This window comes from Actinoplanes sandaracinus (genome assembly GCF_030009775.1).
GTDB lineage: Bacteria > Actinomycetota > Actinomycetes > Mycobacteriales > Micromonosporaceae > Actinoplanes > Actinoplanes sandaracinus.
On record NZ_JASCTH010000019.1, the window covers coordinates 22,969 to 43,556 of the forward strand.

The following is a 20,588-nucleotide window of genomic DNA, read 5'->3' on the forward strand; positions in this document are numbered from 1 at the left end:
GGCCAGTCCGCGGCAAGTTGCTGTTCCAGCACCTGATGCACGAGCTGCCGCTCCTGCGCAGAAACTCGTTCCGGCGGCGCCCCGTTGCGGCGCCTACACGTACCACGGCAGCTTCCGTCCCTGCAGTGGTCCCGGACGGCTTCCTGAAAACCATCATCTCGTACGGCCAGGCCGTCCCGCCGAACCACGACTCCCCGGGCTACGGGCGCTCCGGGTCGCAGCCGCGGGCTGCTGCCCGGGAGCGCCGGACCGGTCGCGTGTCCGCTCACCGGCAGGCGGTTCACGGGCGTGGCGCCGCCCGGCCCGGGGCTGTCAGTCGACGTCGGTGAGGTCGAGCAGCGCGTCGAGCGCCGTCGTCCCGGCCGGGGTGATCCGCACGGCACGGCCGGTGCCGACGCGAGCCACCCAGCCGTTGGCCAGGAACGTCCGGCACAACTCGGCTCCGGCCACTCCGGCGAGATGCCAACGTCGCTCGGTCCAGTCCAGACAGCCGCGCACGAGAGCCCTCCGGCCGGGCCGCAGCCGTTCCGCCTCCACTCCGAGGCCGGCGGTGAGCCAGATCCGGCCGTCCGGGGTGAGGGCGAACCCGCCGGCTTGGTCCAGCAGCCCGCGCCGCGTCATCGCGTCGGTCACCGCGACGCCGAGCCGTCCGGCGAGGTGGTCGTAACAGGTCCGGCCGCGTCTGAGCGCCTCGCTCGCGGTCACCGCCCGTAGCCCCCGCGCGGGCGCCGGGCGGTGGGCGATCCCGCCGGCCATGTCCTCGATCAACTGCGCGACCGACGGGCCGGCGAGCCGCACATACCGGTGCCGGCCCTGCCGCAGTTCGACGAGCAGGCCTCCGGTGACGAGGCGGTGCAGGTGCCCGGTCGCGGTCGACGGGGCGACCCCGGTGTGCGCGGCGAGCTCACCGGCGGTCCACGCGCGCCCGTCGAGCAGGGCCAGGCACATGGCGGCCCGGGTCCGGTCGGCGATGAGGGCCGCGAAGGACGCCAGGTCGGAGGCGGAGGTCACCGGCACAGAGTAGGTGGGGCTCATTTCGGCCGGCGCCGAACGATCGTGGTCGTGGCGGCGATGGGCGTGGAGACTGCCGTCTCGCGACCGGCCACGGTGTACCGGCGGCACCCGGCCGGACCTAGGATTGGTTCGTGCCGAAGCTTGAGCAACTTCACGAGAGTCACGCGGAGGCGGTTCTGGCGTTCGAGGTGGCGAACCGGGCATGGTTCGCCCGGTCGGTGCCGGACCGCGGGGACGACTACTTCGCCGGCTTCGCCGCCCGGCACGCGGCTCTGCTGGCGGAACAGGCCGCGGGAACCTGCCGGTTCCACGTACTGGTCGACGACGCCGGGGCGGTGCTGGGCCGGTTCAACCTGCTCGACTTCTCCAACGGCGCCGCCGAACTCGGCTTCCGGATGGCCGAGCGGGCGGCCGGGCGTGGCCTGGCGAAACTGGCGGTCCGCCAGATCTTCTCGCTGGCCCGCGACGACTACGGGCTGCGGACGTTGATCGCCTTCGCGGCGGAGGAGAACGCCGCCTCCCGCGCCGTGCTGCGCGGCACCGGCTTCGTCCCGGCCGGTGTGGCCGTGATCGGCGGCGTGCTCAGCATCCGGCACATCCGTGACCTCGCCGATCCGCTCCAGCGGTAGGGCGCGACACCCCCGGCGAGCGGTCCTGGCCCCGGTGTGACCGTGCGAACCCTCCGTAACCGCTTTGCCCCGCCCGCAGGTGGCCGAAGGGAGGAGTGGAACGGCTGACCGGCGAGCACGAGAGGGACCACCGGATGGAGCAGCGGTACCGGGGCGTACACACCCGGCGGGCGCTGCACCGCCGCCGGACGCATCGTCGTGGCTGGCTGGCCGTCGCGGCATTGTCTCTGCTCGGCGCGGCTGCCCTCGGTGCGGCCGAGTCCCGGGCGCGGACGTCCGCGGAGGGCGCGGCCCAGGTCGCCACGCCGGCCGGGGTGTTCGCCGCTGCGCCGGCCGCTCCCACCTCCACCTATGACGCCGCGGCTTACCGGCAGGCGCTGGAGGACGACATCGGGTACGAACTGTCCGATACCGGCTTCGCGGAGATCGAAGAGGTCGCCGAGCGGATCTGCGGCTGGGACCGGGAGGAGTTCGCCGGCTGGGTGGCGGTCAACGCCGACGACGGGACACTCGCCGACGTGCATCTGGACGTCACCTACCGGTGCCCGCATCGTGACCCGGAGATCGCCGAGGCGCTGCGGGTCATCGCCGAGGCCCGGAAGTCGTGCGAGATGCCCGGCCTCGACGATCCGGAGGTCACGGCGATGATCGCGGGACGGCCCGCCCAGGCCGCGCTGACCTGTGTCCTGCTGACCAAGCCGATCACCGCGGGCTGACCCGGCCGGGCAGAGCCGGCTGGGGACGCGGCTGGGCGAAAGCGGCCTCATCGCGGCCGGAGCGGGCTGACGATAGAGGTATGGGAGAGACGCACACACCACAGGAGCCCAAGAAGATCCACGGCGACAAGCTGGCCGAGGCGTTCCGGGAACAGGACGACGAGGTCGCCGAGCTGCCACGGCACCCGTCCAGCGAGCAGAAGCAGAGCAGCTGGGCCACCGGTGGCAAGCGGGCGGACATCCAGCGGTCGTAGCCCTGGGCCGCGCAGCAGCCCGGCGGCGCCCGGCGGCCGTGAGCGGCGCGGACGTCGCCTGGTAGCCACGGGTCAGGGTTCGGTGGCCGTACCGGATGAAAGAACGGCGGCGGCCTCGCGAAGGCCGCCGCCGGATTCCGCCTTTCGGCCCCGCGAAGCGGACATCGGCGGTTCAGGGCGCCGGCTCGCTGACCGGCACTTCCCAGGGCGCCTGCGGGAGCACGTGGCCGGTCTCCAGGAGGGACTTGAGGTTGGCCATGACCGCGGGCCAGCCGAGCGAGACCGCGGCCAGGTCGTCGTCGGACCGCAGGTTCACCTGGGTCACGGTGAGCCGGACGATGTCGTGGTGCGGTTCGATCAGGAAGGTGACCGTGGACGCGTCGGGACCGGCCGTCGAGCCCGCGTCGCCGAACGTCATGACGAGCCGGGTCGGCGGGTCGACCTCGAGGACGACACCACCGGCGTCGGCGATCCCGGAGCCGTCGGTGCGCCGGTGCTCCCACGGGGAGCCGGGCCGCCAGTCGGAGACGTTGCTGTGGCCCCAGTACCGGCCGGTCAGGTCGGCGTCGATCAGCGCCTCCCACACTCGTGCGGGTGTGGCGTGGATGTAGGTCACGTACACGAACTCGGGTTTCATCGAAGGCTCCTCCGCCTGTCGCCGGATCGCGTCGAGAGTCCGCATCCGGGGCTCCTCGAACGGGGCGATCCATCGCTGCCGCATGTCGTGGATGGGGACCGGGTTGAGGTAGTGCCATTTCTCCCGGCCGCGCCGGACGGTGCTGATCAGATTGGCCTGCTCCAGCACGGCGAGGTGCTGGGTGACGGACTGCCGGGTCATGTCGAGGCTGCCGCACAGCCGGCCCAGTGTCTGGCCGTTCTCCCGGCGCAGACTGTCGAGCAGCCGGCGCCGGGTCGGGTCGGCGAGCGCCCGGAAGACATCGTCCATAACCAGCATTATGCAGTCTGCAGACTGCATAATGTCAAGCAACGTTCGCCATCATCCGGCGGAGCACCTTGAGGGCCGTCACATAGTCGGCGTCGTCGATGCCATCGTGGATCCGGGCACGGATCGCCGGGGCGTGCCGCTTCATGTCGAGGCGCGCGGCCTCGCCCGCCTCGGTGATCCACCAACGTCCTTCGGCGTCCCGCCGGAGCCACCCTCGCTCCTCCGCCACGGCGGCCTCGGCCTCCAGGTCGTCCTCGGCCCGCAGATAGCCGCTCATCGCCTCCCGCAGCGCGGGAATGTCCCGGCCCCGGCCGTCGGGTGAGAGATCGTGCGCCGACAGGTTGCGCAACAGCCAGAACTGCGGCTGGGTGAATCCCGCCTCCACCTGCCGCGCCCGGGTGAAGGCGATCAGCGCCTCATAGGCGAGGCCGGTCCAGTAGGCGGCCGGCTGCCCGGCCAGTTCGCTGTCGGAGAGGTGTTCGAGTGTCATGCGCCGACGGTAGAACCTCAAGCGAGGTTGAGATCAAGACGGCGACTGGCCGGGCCGGACTACCGTGGGTCCGTGATCGATTTCTCCAGCCCCTCCGTCTTCAAGCTCACCCCGTGCGATCCCGCTTCGGTGTACAAGCAGCTCGCGCCGCTGCTGATCCCGGGCGAGCAACTGATCGCCGCGTTCAAGACGACGCGTGACTCGGTGTCGTTCACGAACAAGCGGCTGATCGCCGCGAACGTGCAGGGCATGACCGGTAAGAAAGTGGATTTCACGTCGCTGCCGTACAACAGGATCCAGGCCTTCTCGATCGAGACGGCCGGGAACTTCGACCGGGACGCCGAGTTGGAGCTGTGGTTCAGTGGTCTCGGCAAGGTGCGGCTGGAGTTCAAGGCCAGTTCGGACATCCGGCAGCTGGGGCAGATGATCGCCGGCTTCGTCCTCTGAAACGAGATCGGAGAAACGAGAGATCCATGATCAAGGCTGTGATCATCGACGTCGATGACACGTTGTGCATGACCGAGGCGTCCTCGTTCGAGCTGGAGAACGAGGTCCTGGCCACGATGGGCCGGCCGCCGATGCCACGCGAGGTGCACCTGTCCACCTGGGGCGAGGTGCTCCTGGAGGCGATGCCCCAACGGTCACCCGGCCTGGATCTGGACCGGTTCGCCGAGCTGTTCATGACGAGCATGCAGCGGTACGTCGCCGAGGGCCGCCTCGACGTGATCCCGCCGGAGAACGTGGCGGCTCTGGACGACCTGATCCTGACCGGCCGGGCGGTCATGCTGCTGACCTCCCGCGCCGGGCGGGAGGTCAGGCACATGCTGGAGCCGGATCATGTGCTGGCGACCCGGGTGAGCGGCGTCTGGCACCGCGAGAGCACCCGGTGCGGCAAACCCGACCCCCGGGTGTTCGACGAGTTGCTCGCGCACACCGGGTTGTCGCCGGCGCAGTGTGTCTACGTCGGCGACTCGCCCGGTGACGCGATCGCGGCCGGGGGCGCGGGCATGGCGTTCATAGCCTGCCTGCAGAGCGGCGTCCGGCGCCTCGAGGACTTCGACGGCCGCTATGTGACCGCCGCCGTCGAAACCTTTCCCGAGGTGGTGACCGTGGTGGAGGAGCTCAGTCGAACTCCAGGCTGACCCGGTGCGCGCTGGACGGCCAGGCCGGCACGTTCAGCGAGGTGTAGCCGCCGCCGCGCTCCTTCGTCAGCACGGAGACGGCGCCCTTCGCCGAGGCGGGGATGAACAGGTCCACTCCGGTGATGAAGGTCTGCGCGGCGAACTCGGGCAGCGGCCGGGACAGGTCGCTGATCGCGTCGCTGCCGTCGTCGAACGCGAACACGCCGATCACCCGGCGGGCGTGCGGTGCGGTCGCCGGGTTCAGGATGTCCTGCCCGTTGACCCACAGGTGGTCGCCCTCGCCGCCCCACCACTCCTTCTGCCGCCCGAAGGTGAGCGCGGTGTGCCGGTCGCTGGTGTCGACCAGGGCGCCGAGGCCCTCACCGGGGCGGCTGGTCAGCAGGCGCACGAACGAGTCGGAGCGCCGGAACGGCTCGAAGTAGAAGTGGTGGGTGGACTGCCCGGCGCGCAGCAGCGCGAACTCGTGTCGGTCGTGTGGCGACAGCGGGACCGGCCCGAACCCGCCGTCGCCCCGGACCGCCACCCGGCGCGGCGGGCCCTGGCGACGGCCGCTCACCCGGTGCACCCGGTAGATCTCCAGGGAGGCTTCGGTCACGCCGGCGTTGCTGGGGAACAGGACCGCCCGGCCCGAGACGTTCGCGACCCTCGCCACACGGACCTCGGTGGTATGGGGTTCGCGCCCGCGCAGGAACCGGTGGATCTCCTGGAACGACTCCGCCGACGACACGGTCTGGGTGTGCGACTGCTCCGGGAGGTACACGTTGGCCGCCCCGGCGACGGCCCGTGCCGGGTCGCCCTCACCCCAGATGGCGAGCGTGGGCACACCGCCGGGCGGCGCGGGCGCGGGCCGGCCGTCGAGGTTGACGTAGTGGGCGACCCGGGCCGCCCGCTCCGGTGAGCTGTTGAGGTAGCCCTGGGTGACATAGGTGCCGAGCGAGTGCGCGAGCAGGTCGACACGATCGGCGCCGGTGCCGGCGAGCAGCCGCGTGATGCGGGCGTCGAGGCCCGCGTACACCTGCTGCAGGATCGTGACGATGTTCGGCGAGTCGTACTCGTGCGCCTCGATGATCTCGATCGGATATCCGTTGCTTGCCAGTCTCTTGGCCTGGACCCGGAACTGCATCGCGGACCCGGCGCTGCCGTGGATGAAGATGACCGGGCGCGGCGGCCGGCGGCGGCTCGCGGCGGCGGGACCGCCCGCGGCGAGCACGGCCCCGGCGGGCAGCACGATCACACTTCGGCGAGTAATCCCCATCGACCCTCCCGATAGACCGTCATGATTATTGCACGAAGAGTGCGATTATCATGCCACCGAGGCCGAGGGGACTCCTCCGCTGCAGGTAACCGTCATGGTGACCAACCTGTTGCCGTGCTTGAACGTGACCGCGGGAGAGGTGGCCGGGCCGGATTCGGCGGACGCCACCTTGTACGGGCTCGTCGGCTTCCACGAGAGCAGCCGCGCGGTCCCGGCCGTGGGACAGGTCGCCACCACGGTCCCGCCGGCCGACGACAGGGTCCGCTCGGCAGGGGCGGGCTCGGTGGTCGCCGTGGCGGTGGCCGTGGTCGCCGCGGGAGGGGGCGTCACGGGATCGGGGGCCGCCGGAACCGTGGTCGTGGCGCCGGGCGCCGGCGGGGCCGGCTGCGATCCGGTCACGACCGGCGGCGTGCGGCCGCCCGGCGCGGGTCCCGACGCGGCCGGTTTCGTGCCGCCGCCCGGCCGGGCCGTCGCACCCCTGCTCTGCGTCCGCGCGGCCGGGGACGCCGGCGCGGAGGCGGGCGACACGCCGACGACCGGTCCGTCGGCGCCGGCCTGCTCCGGACCGCCCGACAGCACCCAGGCCCCGGCGCCGGCCCCGAGCAGCAGGATCCCCGCCGCGGCGAGCCGGACCGGTAGCCGCTTGCGCTCGGGCCGCTCCTCCGCCGTGCTCGGGGCGCCGGGCCGGCGCGCCGGACGGACCAGCACCGACGGCTCCCCCTCGGCGGCCACCGGCGCGTGCGGCTCGTCGGTCACCACCCGCACCCCGGCGCCCAGTGCCAGCATCTCGGCGATCTCCTCGGCGCGCGGCCGCTGCGCCGGATCCTTGGCCAGGCAGCGGTTGCAGAGATCGACCACGTAGTCCGGCACGTCCGCGACCGGCCGCAGCGGCGCCGGCGGCACGTAGAGATGCGCCTCCAGCATCTGCCGGGTGTCCTCGCTGCTCCACGGCGACCGGCCGGTCAGCATCCGATACAGCACGACGCCGAGGGCGTACACGTCGGAGGCCGGCACCACCGCGTCGCCCACCAGCCGCTCCGGCGCCAGGTAGGCGGGCGTGCCCAGCAGCTCGTCGCCGGTGTCGCCGTCGCGGGGGGCCGCCCCGACGGGCGTCACCGCGGCGGCGATGCCGAAGTCCACCACCTTCGCCCCGGTCGGCGCGAGCATCACGTTGCCGGGCTTGATGTCGCGGTGCACCAGCCCTTCGGCGTGCGCGGCGGCCAGCGCCGCGGCGATCTCCGCACCGGTCCGCATCGCGAACCGTGGAGCCAGCGGGCCCGCCCTCAGCCGGGCCAGCAGCGTCCCGCCCGGCACCAGCTCCATCACCACGTAGGGAACCGGCCGGCCGGCACGATCCATCTCGCCGTAGTCGTGCACCTGCGCGATGTTCGGGTGCGACAGCGCGGCCGCCGCCCGCGCCTCATGGCGGATCCGCTCCCGCGACCCGGCATCACCGGCCTGCGACGGCGCCACCATCTTCACGGCGACCGCACGGCCCAGCACGCCGTCGTGGGCCTGCCAGACCACCGCCATCCCACCGGCGCCGATCGGCGCCAGCAGACGGTAGCGTCCACCCAGAACCAGACCCGCTTCGAAACCCTCGCCGGCGACGCTCATTCCGGCCAGTCTGCCGCGATCATCGCCGGATCGCAGCCCGGGCGCGGCAGAGGATCAAAAAACTTCGATTCGGTACGGCCGGAGCACGCTCGCGAATCCCGGCGTCACCCCTGGCTCGCGATCAGGTCGGGGACCGACCACACCTTGACTTCTCGCCCGCAGCCGGTGGCGAGCCGGGAGCCGGACCGGTCGAAGGCGACCGCTGACACGACGCAGGCGGTGCGCGGCAACGCGGCCACCACGCGCCCGGTGGCGGTGTCCCGCAGCCGGAGCCCACCGTCATCGGGCCGCGTGGCCAGCAATCCTCCGTCCGGCGAGACCACCGACCCGTACCCCTCGCCCGGGAAGCTCCGGATCTGCTGGTACCCGCCCTCGCCGAGTCGCCACACGGCAGCGTCGCCGTCGACGTCCACCACCGCCAGCGTGGCGCCGTCGGCGCTGAGGTCGATCGATGGAATGGATTGCGGCGCGGCGGCAAGGATCCGCACGGAACCCGTCCTCAGATTCCACACCCGCACGCCGCTTCCGGAAGCGGTGGCGACGACGTCGGCCTCCGCGCTGACACTGAGGTCGGTCACGTCGCCGACATGACGCAACGCGACCGGCGGGCCGTCGTCCTCCACCGGCCAGGCTTGCAGCTCGCCGTGCTCGTCCCCCGTAATGATCTTGTCCGCCGTGAAGTCGACGCCATCGATGCGCGGGGAGAAGGGGCTCCGGCGCCGGCCGCGCTCGTCGTAGATCACATATCCCCCGATATCGGCGGAAGCGACGACTCCTGTCGGATCGATCCGCAGATCGCGGATCAACTCGGCCGTTGTACCGCCGCGCAGAAGTCCGCGACGGCTGCCCGGCTCCCAGCGCATGAGGCTCCACGAGACGCCGGTGGCGCCGTAGTCGATGCCCGCCGCGGCGAGTGCCCCGCCATCGGAGCCGACGGCCAGTGCCGTCACGTCACCGCTCAGGCCGCCGGCGTCGTAGACGGCGGCCGGCACGGGTGGATGGGCCTCGACGAACGCGACCGCTGCCGGGAACAGGGTGGCCATCACCAGGGCGATCCCGGCGATCACGACTCGCCGGTGGCGGCGCGCCCAGCCGGACGAGCGCCGCCGCTCGGCCGGCCGGGCACGGACGGGCCACTGATCCGCCAGGTGGTCGCGAATCAGATCGTGCCGGATCTGGAAGGCGGGTCCAGCCTGGCGGAGCACACCGGCGTCCCGTGCGTGGGCCAGGAAGCGGAACAGCCGCCACGGAAGCCTGCCGCGCAGGGCCAACCACAGCCGTGCCGCCGTGTAGGAGACCCACGAGGCGCCGGAGCCGAGGAGCACCACGACGAAGACCGCGACGGCACAGCAGGAGGTGATCAGCCATGCCATGGTGATGTCGATGGGCGCCCAGAGCACCAGGAGCGGAAGAGCCACGAACTGGACCGACCCGGCCACCACCACGGCGCTCACCACCAACGCGGCCCGGTCAGCCACGAGAACGCTTTCCGGCGAAGGAGCCCGTCCCGTCTCGCCCGGGGCGTTCAGCCACCTCCCCAGGGCCACGGGGATACCGAAACCCGCCGCCGACACCACGCCCGGCCAGGCGGTCAGCGACTGATCCCCGGCTGACCAGTAGACGACCGTGATGATCAGTCCGAAGAGCGAACCCACACCCAGGCCGAACACCAGGCTGGGCAGCACGGTCCGGCCTCGTGGCGCCGCCCGGCGCGGAGCCCCGCCGAGCCCGAAACCCAGGCCGTTCGTGAGGGTGACGACGCCGACGAGGACGAGAACGCTCAGGCCGAATTCCAGCCTCCCGCGTGGCCGGCCGAACCAGTAGTCGAATACGTCCCGGATCTGGGAGCTCAGCACGTAGGCCGCAGGGCGGGAGGTGTAGTAATCGATCATCAGGAGCGTCCCTGCGGCGGCGCCGGCCAGGCACAGCAGGAACACCATCGTGCCCAGGTCGCCGGCGACCGACCGGGCCAGCCCTGGACGTCGCCGGGCACGTGAGATCCGGCCGGCATGAAGTCCCGCGCAGATGCCCAGGACACCACCGATGGCGGCGCCCCCGCCGCCCCATGTCGTGAGCCGCTCACCGAACGTCGAAAAGCCGTCCCGGTCAACGGCGGCCAGGATCACTCCCAGCAGGAAGAAGGTCGTCGTCGACACCAGGACGATGCCGGCGGTGAGCACTGCCGAAGGCACCGCTCTAGAAAGCTCCCACCAGCGCAGGTTCGGGTCGCGGACCACTTCCCGGAGGTGATGCGAGAGGAACGACAGGTGGCGCGCGGCCCGGGCCGCCGGCCTCTTTCCGCCGTAGACGCTCGGAAGGAAGCGGTCCAGCAGGCGCCGCTGAATCTCCGCCGCCGATCCCAGGTCGGTCAACTCGACCGGCCGGGAACCCGGCGACTCGAAGACCTGTCGGGCCAGGGAGACCATCAGGGGCGTGTCGAGCGACGTCGCTACAGCGCTGCCGGGACGGTCGCGCATCTCCGCGAGCACCGGCGCCCAGCGCTGGGACTCCGCGACCTCCCGCTGGGTGAGGAAATACGCGGCGTCCTCGACGGTGATGGGCTCGATCTCCACGACCTCGGCGTGCGAGAGCACACCGGCCTCATCGACCGCGGCCTGGAATTCGCCGATGCGGCAGGTCACCAGCGAGCGCATGCCGGCGCCGGCGGCACGGTCGAGCTTGCGCAACGCCTCGGGCAGCAGTGCGGCGGGGATCTCGTCCAGCCCGTCCAGCACCGCCGTCACGCCGCCGTCGCGGATCAGCGCACGCAGGGTGGGTCTGGTGCGTGTGGCGCCGAACGCCGGGTAGTCCTCGACGATGCGGCTCTCGACCCAGTCCTCGATGGGGTTGTCAGGATCCCAGCCGGCGACGGACAGCATGACGGGCACAGGATGACCGGGACTCGCGGATTCGGTCGCCGCCAGGACGTACAACATCGCCAGAGTCGTCTTCCCGCCGCCCTTGCGGCCGAGGATGACGAACTGCCGGGAATGCCGTGCCGTGATGGTCTCGGCAAGCGCGACGGCGGCGGGACGGGCGTCATCGTCGTCCTGCAGGAGTTCTCCGGACGGCGCGTCCCGGCTCCTGGCAGAGCGGGTGGCCGCCACCACGGGCCGCCGGGTGGGATGCCAGCGCAGGCGCAGCGGCCGCGGCGATTGCAGGTCACGGGCCTGCGCCTCGTCGCACCACTGACGGCGCACCGTCGTGCGCAGGCTGTCGGCGACCTCGGCGGCACTCGCGGGGGACTCCGCGCGGTTGGCCACCCAGCCGACCACCGTCGCGGCCAGACAGACATAGGCGAGCACGAAGCTGAACGAACTGGACCACTGATCGGCGTTCGCGCGTCCCTCGGCGGCCAGGAAGGCGATCACCGCGGCGAGGCCGGCCACCGCCACCGCCACGACGATGCCGCTCGCGCCGAGTCTCGGACGTCTCACTTGAGTATTATGTCCCGAAAGCCGGAAGTTCCGGGGCGGGCCGGGGGCGGCGGAATCAGCCGGCGGTCTCCGTCTGATCCCGGCGACGCGGCACACCCGGGCCGCTCCGGCGGTAGCGGGAGGCGCTGGCCGCCCACCACGCCATCAGCAGGACCGTCGTCACCTCGGCCAGACCCAGCAGGCGCTCGACGCCGCCGAGCGGGATGGCTCGCCACCAGCGGACCCCCGTCCACGGCTCGGACGCGACCGCCCACAAGATGGGCATGAAGCAGAGCAGCGAAACCACCCCGCCGATCGCCACCCACCTGACCGGCCCGCCTTCCCGCCGCCCCGGCGCGGCGGCGAGCAGCGCGGCCACCGGCAGGCTCAGGAAGGCGACCACGCTCGCGACCCGGTGGATGTCGCCGCTCGCTGACGGGCCGACCTGCCAGTTGTGCTTCTCGAACCAGACCACGCCGACCAGGCCGGCCACCCACAGGGCCAGCGCGATCGCCGCGCCCCGGGTCAGGACGCCGGCGCGGAGCAGCGCGGCCAGGATCGCGGCGGACCCGGCGGCGAGCAGCAGTGTCGCGGTGTCGAAGGCCCAGCCCTCGGGCATCAGCGCGTACTGGCTGATGGTGCGGCGCGTCCAGTCCATCTCGGCGGAGGGCGCCAGCACGTGCAGCCACGCGAACAGCGACAACGAGAGCAGCACGCATGCGGAGCCCAGACCCGCGAGGACCTTCATCCCGCAAGGGTGCACGATCATCCTGTGAACGCCTCCGAGCCGGTACGCGGCCCGGCGCGAGACATCGTGGAGGTCGCCTACCCGCCGCGGTGGTGCTTCTTCACGAAGGTGTAGCCCGGCTCCAGGGTGAAACCGTCGAACTGCTCCTTCTCGATCGCCTGCTGGTGCAGGGTGAGCTGCTTCTTCGAGGCGTGCGCGCCGGGCGGCAGCCGGCGGACGAACCCGTTCACCCAGTGGTCGCGGCGCTCCCCGCCGTCGCCGCGCCCGTGCTCGCCGGACTCGCCGGGGAACGCGGCCTCCTCCACGAGCGGGGCGTAGAACAGCAGTTCGAGGGTCTCCTCGCCGTCGACGGCCGGGTAGTTGAGTTCGCCGGCCGGACCGGTGCTTCCGGTGACCCGGGTGACGTACCCCTCGCGGAGCAGTTGGTCGACGGCGTTGCGCAGCAGGAAGAGGCCCTTCTTGCCGCGGCCCAGCCCACAGTGGGCGGGCAGTTCGGCTTCGGGGAAGACCGCGCTGCCGTCGTCGAAGACCCGGCCGAGCCGGCGGACGGCGTTGAGGACCTGGCCGCGGTTGGAGACGCCCGGATCGAACTCCCGGGTGATCACCTTGGGGTCGTACTCGTGGAAGTAGTCGACGCCGTCCACCCGGATCGGCTCGTCCAGCACCGCCGTCCGGACCAGAACGTAGTCCTCGGCGGATTTCCAGGCGACGGTGACGAGCACGCCGGGGCGGACGTCCTCGGGCCAGTTGATGCCGCTCAGCCGCCACCCCGGATCCCGCGCGGGCGTGGACTCGAACGTCCCCCGGAGATGGGTGATCCCCAGCGCCCGGTGGTCGAGCACGACCGTGACCGATTCCCGCTCCCCCACGATGCCGGCGACGTCCTCAGGCAGCGGGCAGACCGCGTGCTCGAGATCCGCCCGCACCAGAGCGAAACGACGACTTCTCACCCGCATGAGATTACCCGGCAGGATGGTACGCCTCGCGCGGCTTCAGTCCCGCTCACCGGCGACGGTGAGCAGGTTGCCACGCACCTTCTCCAGCAGATCGACCAGCACCGTCCGCTGTTCAGGCGTCAGGCCGGCCGTCGCGGTCTCGGCGAGCGCCCGCCATGCCGCCTCGATCTCGGGGATGATCGAGCGGCCCTTGTCGGTCATGGTGATGCGGGTGGCACGTCGGTCGCCCGGCACGGGTTCCCGCAGGAACCAGCCACCGGCCTCGAGACGGCTCAAGCTGCGGGTCACGGTGGGCTGCTCGACGCCGAGCCTGGTGGCGATCTCGTTGATCAGCATGCCGTCGGGTTGCCGCCCGAGCGTCCACAGCAACACGTCCTGGCCAGGGTGCAGACCGAGGGCGCCGAGCAGGTCGGCCTGCGCGGTCCGGTAGAGCCGGGCCACCTTCACCAGCGCCTTGTTGGCCGCCAGCACCTCCTCGAAGTCCACTGGCGCAGTCTAGGGGTTGACGAGCGCCACCCATATATACATAGTCGGCTAATATATAGCCGACTAAGGAGCTGTCATGGACATGGGCCTCGCGACCCGAACCGCTCTCGTCACCGGCGCCTCGGGCGCCATCGGCCGGGCGACAGCGCTCCGGCTCGCCGCCGAAGGCGCCGCCGTCGCCGTGACCTGGCACACCAACCACGCCGGCGCCACCGACGTCGTCGGCACGATCACCCGGGAGGGCGGCCGGGCGTTCGCCGTCCACTGGGATCTGCGGCATCCCGCCACGGCCGGAGACGTCCTGCGACAGGCCACCGAGGCGATCGGGCCGGTCACCGTCCTGGTGGCCAACGCCGTGCAGTGGCCGTCCTTCGACCAGGGCGAGATCGACGGCCTCACCGCCTCGCTCACCGCGAACACCGTCGGGCCGGCCGCCATGATCGACGCTGCCCTGCCGGCCATGCGCGCCGCCGGGTGGGGACGCGTCGTCGTAGTCTCCACCGACATCGTCGAGCAGCCCATGGCCGGCCCACTCGCCTATGCGACCGCCAAAGGGGCGCTGGAGACCGCGGCCCGGGTCGTCGCCGTCCGGGAGGCGCGCCACGGCATCCTCACCAATGTGGTGCGTCCCGGCTTCACCCTCACCGACAAGGCTTTGAACGCCCCGTTCCTCGGCCCGAAGGCCATCGCCGACGAGTCGGCGAAGACCCCGACGGGACGCATCTGCACCCCCGACGACGTCGCCTCGGCCATCACCTACCTCACCTCACAGGCGAACGGGCACGTCAACGGTCAGACCCTGTCACTGGCCGGAGGCCGCGAACTCGTCCGGTGAGCGCATCGGCGGACGTGCTCGATCCGCCGGTGACATCGGTGTGCGAGTCTGGAGCGCCGAACAGGAGGAGCAATGACCTTCACGCACCGGCTCGCCACCCGCGGCGACCTCCCGGCACTGGCGACCGTGGTCGAGGCGGCCATCGCGGAACTGCAGAAAGGGTTCCTCGACGCCGGGCAGATCGCCTCCAGCCGGGCGATCATGGGCATCGACACGCGGCTCGTCGACGACGGCACCTACTTCGTCATCGAGGCGGAGGGACGGGTCGCCGGATGCGGCGGTTGGAGCCGCCGCGCCACCCTGTACGGCGGGGACCACTCGGCCGGGCGGGACGCGGCCCTGCTCGATCCGGCGGTCGACCCCGCGAAGGTACGCGCCATGTACACCCACCCCGACTTCGCCCGTCGCGGCGTCGGCCGGCGGATCCTCTCGCTCTGCGAAGCGGCCGCCCGGGCGGAGGGTTTCCGGACGCTCGAACTCATGGCGACGTTGTCCGGCCGTCCGCTCTACGAGGCGGCGGGCTTCGCACCGGTGGAGCATCTCACCGACGCGTCCGGCGGCGCACCGGTCCCCCTCGTCCGGATGCGGAAGGCGATCACCGTCCGCTGACCGGCTTCACCGCCGCCGATTACGGGGGTGGTTCTTCGCCGTACGTTCGTTGCCGTGCTTGTAATTGCCGGTGAGCCGGGCCATCAGCTCCTGCGGATCCTCGGTCTCCACGTCGGCCAGGAACCGGGCCGCCGCGGGGCCGCGGAGCAGACCCGCCGGACGGCCGTGGTGCAGCATCTCGATGTCACCGTTCTTGCGTTGCCGGTAGGTGAATCCCTCAGGAGCGTTCGTCACCGCCGTATCCTCTGCCGAGCCGGCCGCCGGACACCATCGATTTACCTTCACCGACGTCCGCGCCCCGGGTCGCCTCCGAGGTCGCCGTGAGCCTGGCCGTGCTCGGGCGCGATCAGGCCGGGCCGCCCCGCCGGCGGGGCGGCGCAGTGATGTTGATCTCCAGTAGATTGCCGGGATGACGACGACCCCGCCGAGCTGGGTGCTCCAAGGTGTTCTCCACGATGGAGAATGGGACAACTGTGCGGAGCTGACCCGGTGCGTGGAGATCGACGGGCTGTTCGTGGATCTGCCGCCGCGCGATCGAGAGCGGTTCACGCTGCTCGGGTGCCGGCCTGCCGGCGCGCTCGCCGACCTGCTCGACCGGCTGCCCGCCGAGGCGCTCGGCACGGAGGCGGCCTGGCTCGGCCATCTCTCGGTGACCGCCCCGGAACCACCGGCCGGCCAGTCGCCGCAGTGGTTCGGTGAGGACCTGCTCGACGTCGTCGTGCTCGGGCAGCGGCCGAGCGCGGCCACGCCGGGCGCCGTCGACATCGACCTCGACGGCTTTGTGTTCGTCTACGAGCCCGCCGACGAGGTGGAGCGACCCGCCGACGTCGCCGAGTTCGCGCTGGTGGGCTACGGCGAGGCGGCGTACGGCACCTGTCAGGACGTCTCCGGGGTGTTCCGGGAGCAGGGCGAACCGCCGGTGCCGGTGGTCCGGCTGCTCGGCTGCCGGCCGACGGAACCGCTGCTCACCGCGGTCGCGGCGCTCGAGAAGTCCGGCCCGGAGGCTTGGGAGCGCCGCCGGATCCGGGCCGACGTCGAGGCCGTCCTCGCCGACGGCTCGACCATCAACCTGATCGGCGGCATGGTCCATGGATACGTCGAGGCGTGTACGCCGTCCAGCCTCGGCGAAGGGCTGCTCGACGTCACCGTCGACAGCTGCCCGGTGACGCCGCTTCCGACCGGCTACCTCGACCTGCTCGCCCACTGGCGGGCCGGGCGGCCCACCGAGAAGAACACCTGGGCCGGTTTCAGCAGCGAACTGCGCCACCACTGGGCCGGCCTGGCGCTCTCCAGCGTGCCCAAGGGCCCGGACCGGCCGCCGGGCGGCACGTACCACCTGGACGGGCGCTTCGTCACCGACGTCCACGGCTTCTTCTGCGCGCTGGGCGAGGCGGTCAACGGCCCGGGCGGGTACTACGGCTGGAACTTCTACGCGGTGCACGACTGCCTGACCTCGGCCGGGTTCGGGGCACGCGGCCCGTTCCGCCTGATATGGCACGACTCGGCGGTCGCCCGCGAACACCTGGCGCCCAGCCACGATCCCCGCACGATGGCGTTCACGCTCGACGACCTGGTGGCCTCACTCACCGAGGACGGCGTCGGGGTCGAGCTGCGCTGACCGCCGTGAAGCCGCAATAGACCGCAGCGCCGGGTCAGTCGCCGGCCTCCTGCTGAACGACCGGGTCGCTGACGAAGTCGCCCCGAACGCCAAAGGGACGGTGGCGATCAGGATCATGTCCCTGTGCTTGCCATTCGGATGAACGATGCGGCCGCGGACGGCCTGGGTGTGCTCGGCGGGTCCGGCTTGGTGACACCGTCAGGAGGCATGACGGAAGGGTTGCGGGCGATCGCCGATGCGGGCATCGAAGTCCGTGAAGAGGTCGTGGTCTGGAAGGACGGCGCACGGTGGGCGGTGCCGGCTCCGGGGAACTTCCCTGATCTGACCGGCTGGGAGTGTTTCGTCAACAGTTTCCACCTGGAGGACGTCGTCCCGGTCCAGGTGGCACGCTCCGACGAGGGACAGCCGTCGGTCTCCGACGCGGACCAGGTGGTGCTGCTGCGTCATGGCCTGGCCCTCGCGCTGGAGGTCTGCCGGCTGGCGGCCGAGTTGACGGTCGCGGTGCGGTGCGTCGTGGCGACCAACTCGACCAATGGCACGTTCCGGTTCCACCGGATCCGCGCCGGGGAGGACTGGGTGCTGGCGGATCTGAACGCGTACGAGTCGGAGAAGGTCGTCGTCGCGGACTTCGCACCGCGTTCGTGACCGATCAGTCGGCGCGGACTGCTCGGTGCCTGATTGCTCGCGGGTACGCCGTTCTTCTGAGGGCGCCGGGCGATCCGTCCTTCTGAGGGCGCCGGGCGATCCGTCGGCGCCCTGAACCGGTGGCACGTCTGGAGTCGGCCGCGCTGACGGCGCGGCCGAGAAATGTCGGTGGTCGCTGTTAGCGTGCGGGCCATGACGGACATCGATGCGGAGAAAGCGGTACTGCGGGAATTCCTGGCCTATCAGCGGGCCAGCGTCGAGGCGATTCTCGCCGGTCTCGGTGAGGAAGCTCTGCACACACCGGTGCTGCCTTCCGGGTGGACGCCGCTCGGCATGGTGGAGCATCTGGGTCACGCGGAGCGGCACTGGTTTCAGCAGGTCCTCACCGGAGTCGTCGAGCCACTGCCGTGGCCCGACGACTGCGCCCCGCTCACCACAGTTCGGCCATCGGAGACGGTGCTGGGCTTCTACCGCGACGAGTGCGCCCGGTCCGACAAGATCATCGCGGAGACCGCGCTCGACGCGGTGCCGGTGTGGGCTCATCCGCAGGAACCGCTCGCCTCGCAGACCACCGACCTGCGCCGGATCATCCTGCACATGATCGAGGAGACCGCCCGGCACGCCGGCCATCTCGACGCGGCCCGCGAGTTGATCGACGGCCGCACCGGCCTGGGCCCCCGATGACTCGGGCGGCGACGACCACGGTGTTACCCGCCCGGCAATAGCTGCGGGCGACGCCGCCCGGCCGCGGGTTGTGGCCACGGCCCGGCCGCGGGTTGCAGTTGCGGCACCGCTGCGGCACGGCCGTGGCCTCAACGCCGGTCAGGCTCGGCGGGTGACCAGTCGCTGCAGGAGCGGCATCAGGCCGTAGACCACGATCGGCACCGCGATGGTGGCCAGGACCAGGGTGCGGAGCACCAGCGGCAGGTCCTGCAGCAGGTCGCCGAGCAGCAGTTGCAGCACGGTCAGGGTCGGGAAGACAGCCACCCAGATCATGACGGCCATGCGGTGACGAGGGGATCGAGCAGACATCGGAAAGGCTCCCTGAATAGAGGTGAACTAGACGGAGGTGAACTAGACGGAGGTGAACTAGGGACGAGACGGGGCGAACTAGAGAGAGGCGAAGGAGAGGGCGGCGACCCGGCGTTCCATGGCGACCGAGAAAGGCAGGGCGTTCCGCACGTCCTCGTCGACGAGGTCGGCGTGCAGGTCGATGGCTGCGGCCGATCCGGCACCGGCTGCGGTGATCACCTGGGCGCGTGGGTCGACGGCGTTGCCCGCGGCCCAGACGCCGGGCACGCTGGTCCGGCCCGTCCGCTCGGCGATCACGACCGCACCGAGGCCGGTGAGCAGGCTGTCGCTCGGGACGAGCCTGGGCCGGACGAACAGCGCCTGCGGCGCGACCATGCTCGCCCAGTCGAGTTCGACACCGGCCAGCCGATCATCGTCGATGACCATCCGGGTCACGGTGCCCTCGACGATCCGGATGTCGCGGGCGGTGAGCCGCTGCCGCTCGTCGCCGGTCAGCTCGTGGGTGTGGGCGTAGAAGACCACGTCGTCCGACCACTGCCTGATCAGCAGGGCATGCTCGACGGTTTCGGGGCTGCCCCCGAGCACGCCGAGCGGACGGTCCCGGACCTCATAGCCGTGGCAGTACGGGCAGTGCAGCACGTCGCGGCCCCAGCGCTCGGCGAGGCCGGGAATGCCGGGGATCTCGTCACGCAGGCCGGTGGCCACGAGCACCCGGCGGGCGAACAGCAGGGCACCCGATGCCAGGCGAACCCGGAAGCCGGCGTTCACCGCGCCCGCGGCACGAATACCGGTATCCACCGCGCCCGCCGCACGAACCCCGGCCGCTGCACGGGCTCCGGGTGCGGGTGCGGGTGCGGGTGCGGGTGCGGGTGCGGGTGCGGGTGCGGGTGCGGGTGCGGGTGCGGCGGACGGTGAGAGCGGCGTGATCGAGAGGACGGTGTCGGCGAGCAGTTCCCCGCCGTACCCGATGATCTCGGTCCTTCCGGCGGCGAGGAAATCGGCCGGTGACATGCCGTCTCGGGAGAGGAAACCCTGCATGTGCGCGGCCGGCGCGTTGCGCGGCGCGCCCGCGTCGACGACCGCGACCCGGCGCCGGGCGCGGGTCAGTACCAGGGCGGCGCTCAGTCCGGCGGCGCCGCCGCCCACCACTACGACGTCGTATTCGTTCATGGCGCCCAGGTTCCGCCGAGGCCGTGAGAACGGCAACCAATGTTGCTGATTCCGGGAAATGCCTGTGGAATGGCCGGGTGGAACAAGCCATCGCCGCCGCGCTCTCCGAGGTCGGACCCCGCCTGAAACGCCTCCGCACCCAGCGCAACGTCACGCTGACCGCGCTTGCCGAGATCACCGGCATCTCGAAGAGCACCCTGTCCCGGCTGGAGAGCGGTCAGCGCAAGCCCAGCCTGGAACTGCTGCTGCCGATCGCACTGGCACACCGGGTGCCGGTCGACGAACTGATCGGCGCGCCGCAGATCGCCGACCCACGGGTGCGGCCGGTTCCCCGCCGGGTGAACGGGCGGATCGTGCTGCCGCTCACCCCGCACGCCGGATCACTCCAGGCCTGGAAGGTGATCATCCCGGCTGATCAGATCGAGCCGGAGCAGCGGGTGCACGAGGGCTACGAGTGGCTCTATGTGCTGTCCGGGCGGCTGCGACTGGTCCTCGGCGACCACGACTTCGTGATCGGGGCCGGGGAGGCGGCCGAGTTCGACACCCGCGTTCCGCACTGGTTCGGCAGCACCGGTGACCGTCCGGTCGAGATCATCAGCATCCTGGGGCGTCAGGGCGAACGCATGCACGTCCGAGCCCGCCCCGCTGAGCCGTCGTGAGCGCCGCCGTCCTGAGCGCCGCCGTCGTGAGCGCCGCTGACCGGTCATGATCGCCCGGTCCCACGACGCGTCCGGGGATCCGGCCGCGCAGAGCTTCGGCCGCCTCCTCGACAGCGCCGGTTTCCCTCGACGGGGAGGCCGTAGAGAGCCGACCGGGTGTCACCTGCCGTCCGGCTAAGACGACCGGGTTCCGGGTCCGCTGGACGTCAGCGAACGCATCAGACCGCCCGAGCCATGTGTTCGCGGGGAACGGTGGGACTACGGGACCGGTGAGCGGCACCTCACCGACGGACTCGAAGTACCGCCCGTGAGATGCCGCACGCGGCGGCCACCGCCCACCTGAAAATATGC

Annotated in this window: 23 protein-coding genes; 11 read left to right on the forward strand and 12 right to left on the reverse strand. The window is 71.5% G+C overall.

The features are described 5' to 3' along the window. Positions 1-312 precede the first annotated feature (312 nt). Complete coding sequence (locus QLQ12_RS27085; RefSeq protein WP_282763313.1) at positions 313-1,011, reverse strand: ArsR/SmtB family transcription factor; 699 nt, start codon at positions 1,009-1,011, stop codon at positions 313-315. Between the two features lie 134 nt (positions 1,012-1,145). On the opposite strand from QLQ12_RS27085, the gene QLQ12_RS27090 reads away from it, so the two are divergent. The 3 genes from QLQ12_RS27090 (at position 1,146) to QLQ12_RS27100 (ending at position 2,613) form a co-directional block, all read left to right on the forward strand. Then, on the forward strand, positions 1,146-1,643 hold the full coding sequence (locus tag QLQ12_RS27090) for a GNAT family N-acetyltransferase (protein ID WP_282763314.1): 498 nt from the start codon (positions 1,146-1,148) through the stop codon (positions 1,641-1,643). 95 nt (positions 1,644-1,738) lie between these two features. Next, positions 1,739-2,359 (forward strand): hypothetical protein, encoded by a 621-nt coding sequence (locus tag QLQ12_RS27095; RefSeq protein WP_282763315.1) that lies wholly within the window; start codon positions 1,739-1,741, stop codon positions 2,357-2,359. An 80-nt stretch (positions 2,360-2,439) separates the two neighbouring features. Beyond that, positions 2,440-2,613: a hypothetical protein gene (locus tag QLQ12_RS27100; RefSeq protein ID WP_282763316.1), complete on the forward strand. Its 174-nt coding sequence runs from the start codon at positions 2,440-2,442 to the stop codon at positions 2,611-2,613. Positions 2,614-2,785: 172 nt separating this feature from the next. Here the strand turns inward: QLQ12_RS27100 and QLQ12_RS27105 are convergent, their stop codons facing one another. Together QLQ12_RS27105 and QLQ12_RS27110 are read right to left on the reverse strand one after the other, a co-directional pair. Beyond that, positions 2,786-3,559 (reverse strand): ArsR/SmtB family transcription factor, encoded by a 774-nt coding sequence (locus QLQ12_RS27105; RefSeq protein ID WP_282763317.1) that lies wholly within the window; start codon positions 3,557-3,559, stop codon positions 2,786-2,788. Between the two features lie 34 nt (positions 3,560-3,593). Then, a complete protein-coding gene (locus QLQ12_RS27110; protein ID WP_282763319.1) occupies positions 3,594-4,049 on the reverse strand; it encodes a MarR family transcriptional regulator in 456 nt (151 codons plus the stop codon). A 72-nt stretch (positions 4,050-4,121) separates the two neighbouring features. Between QLQ12_RS27110 and QLQ12_RS27115 the strand changes: the two genes are divergently transcribed. Together QLQ12_RS27115 and QLQ12_RS27120 are read left to right on the forward strand one after the other, a co-directional pair. Next, positions 4,122-4,496 (forward strand): PH domain-containing protein, encoded by a 375-nt coding sequence (locus tag QLQ12_RS27115; RefSeq protein WP_282763320.1) that lies wholly within the window; start codon positions 4,122-4,124, stop codon positions 4,494-4,496. 26 nt (positions 4,497-4,522) lie between these two features. After that, positions 4,523-5,191: an HAD family hydrolase gene (locus QLQ12_RS27120; RefSeq protein ID WP_282763322.1), complete on the forward strand. Its 669-nt coding sequence runs from the start codon at positions 4,523-4,525 to the stop codon at positions 5,189-5,191. Here the strand turns inward: QLQ12_RS27120 and QLQ12_RS27125 are convergent. From QLQ12_RS27125 to QLQ12_RS27150, 6 genes are all read right to left on the reverse strand, one after another. Further along, positions 5,172-6,446 (reverse strand): alpha/beta hydrolase, encoded by a 1,275-nt coding sequence (locus tag QLQ12_RS27125; RefSeq protein ID WP_282763324.1) that lies wholly within the window; start codon positions 6,444-6,446, stop codon positions 5,172-5,174. The genes QLQ12_RS27120 and QLQ12_RS27125 overlap by 20 nt on opposite strands. A 48-nt stretch (positions 6,447-6,494) precedes the next feature. Beyond that, positions 6,495-8,063: a serine/threonine-protein kinase gene (locus tag QLQ12_RS27130; protein ID WP_282763326.1), complete on the reverse strand. Its 1,569-nt coding sequence runs from the start codon at positions 8,061-8,063 to the stop codon at positions 6,495-6,497. Positions 8,064-8,167: 104 nt separating this feature from the next. Further along, positions 8,168-11,500: an NACHT and WD40 repeat domain-containing protein gene (locus QLQ12_RS27135; protein WP_282763328.1), complete on the reverse strand. Its 3,333-nt coding sequence runs from the start codon at positions 11,498-11,500 to the stop codon at positions 8,168-8,170. A 55-nt stretch (positions 11,501-11,555) separates the two neighbouring features. Then, entirely contained in the window at positions 11,556-12,227 is a 672-nt protein-coding gene (locus QLQ12_RS27140) for a DUF998 domain-containing protein (RefSeq protein ID WP_282763331.1), read from the reverse strand. A gap of 77 nt (positions 12,228-12,304) precedes the next feature. Continuing rightward, positions 12,305-13,183 carry a hypothetical protein gene (locus QLQ12_RS27145; protein ID WP_282763333.1) on the reverse strand — a complete coding sequence of 293 codons (879 nt, stop codon included), beginning with the start codon at positions 13,181-13,183 and terminating at the stop codon, positions 12,305-12,307. 36 nt (positions 13,184-13,219) lie between these two features. Continuing rightward, on the reverse strand, positions 13,220-13,669 hold the full coding sequence (locus QLQ12_RS27150; protein WP_282763335.1) for a MarR family winged helix-turn-helix transcriptional regulator: 450 nt from the start codon (positions 13,667-13,669) through the stop codon (positions 13,220-13,222). Between the two features lie 76 nt (positions 13,670-13,745). Between QLQ12_RS27150 and QLQ12_RS27155 the strand changes: the two genes are divergently transcribed. Beyond that, positions 13,746-14,504 carry an SDR family NAD(P)-dependent oxidoreductase gene (locus tag QLQ12_RS27155; RefSeq protein ID WP_282763337.1) on the forward strand — a complete coding sequence of 253 codons (759 nt, stop codon included), beginning with the start codon at positions 13,746-13,748 and terminating at the stop codon, positions 14,502-14,504. Between the two features lie 72 nt (positions 14,505-14,576). Beyond that, positions 14,577-15,113: a GNAT family N-acetyltransferase gene (locus QLQ12_RS27160; protein ID WP_282763339.1), complete on the forward strand. Its 537-nt coding sequence runs from the start codon at positions 14,577-14,579 to the stop codon at positions 15,111-15,113. Between the two features lie 6 nt (positions 15,114-15,119). On the opposite strand, the gene QLQ12_RS27165 is transcribed toward QLQ12_RS27160, so the two are convergent. After that, the gene (locus QLQ12_RS27165) at positions 15,120-15,347 is read right to left on the reverse strand and encodes a hypothetical protein (protein WP_282763340.1); all 228 of its coding nucleotides are present in this window, start codon (positions 15,345-15,347) and stop codon (positions 15,120-15,122) included. Positions 15,348-15,522: 175 nt separating this feature from the next. On the opposite strand from QLQ12_RS27165, the gene QLQ12_RS27170 reads away from it, so the two are divergent. From QLQ12_RS27170 to QLQ12_RS27180, 3 genes are all read left to right on the forward strand, one after another. Next, entirely contained in the window at positions 15,523-16,731 is a 1,209-nt protein-coding gene (locus QLQ12_RS27170; protein ID WP_282763341.1) for a barstar family protein, read from the forward strand. A gap of 207 nt (positions 16,732-16,938) precedes the next feature. Further along, entirely contained in the window at positions 16,939-17,376 is a 438-nt protein-coding gene (locus QLQ12_RS27175; RefSeq protein ID WP_282763342.1) for a hypothetical protein, read from the forward strand. 192 nt (positions 17,377-17,568) lie between these two features. Next, the gene (locus QLQ12_RS27180; protein WP_282763343.1) at positions 17,569-18,060 is read left to right on the forward strand and encodes a DinB family protein; all 492 of its coding nucleotides are present in this window, start codon (positions 17,569-17,571) and stop codon (positions 18,058-18,060) included. A 138-nt stretch (positions 18,061-18,198) separates the two neighbouring features. Here the strand turns inward: QLQ12_RS27180 and QLQ12_RS27185 are convergent, their stop codons facing one another. Then, the gene (locus QLQ12_RS27185) at positions 18,199-18,408 is read right to left on the reverse strand and encodes a hypothetical protein (protein WP_407651589.1); all 210 of its coding nucleotides are present in this window, start codon (positions 18,406-18,408) and stop codon (positions 18,199-18,201) included. A gap of 78 nt (positions 18,409-18,486) precedes the next feature. After that, positions 18,487-19,578, reverse strand: a complete 1,092-nt coding sequence (locus QLQ12_RS27190; protein WP_282763345.1) for an NAD(P)/FAD-dependent oxidoreductase — start codon at positions 19,576-19,578, stop codon at positions 18,487-18,489. 77 nt (positions 19,579-19,655) lie between these two features. Here QLQ12_RS27190 and QLQ12_RS27195 point away from each other — a divergent pair, with 77 nt between their 5' ends. Next, entirely contained in the window at positions 19,656-20,237 is a 582-nt protein-coding gene (locus tag QLQ12_RS27195) for a helix-turn-helix domain-containing protein (protein WP_282763346.1), read from the forward strand. The last annotated feature ends 351 nt before the right edge of the window (positions 20,238-20,588 follow it).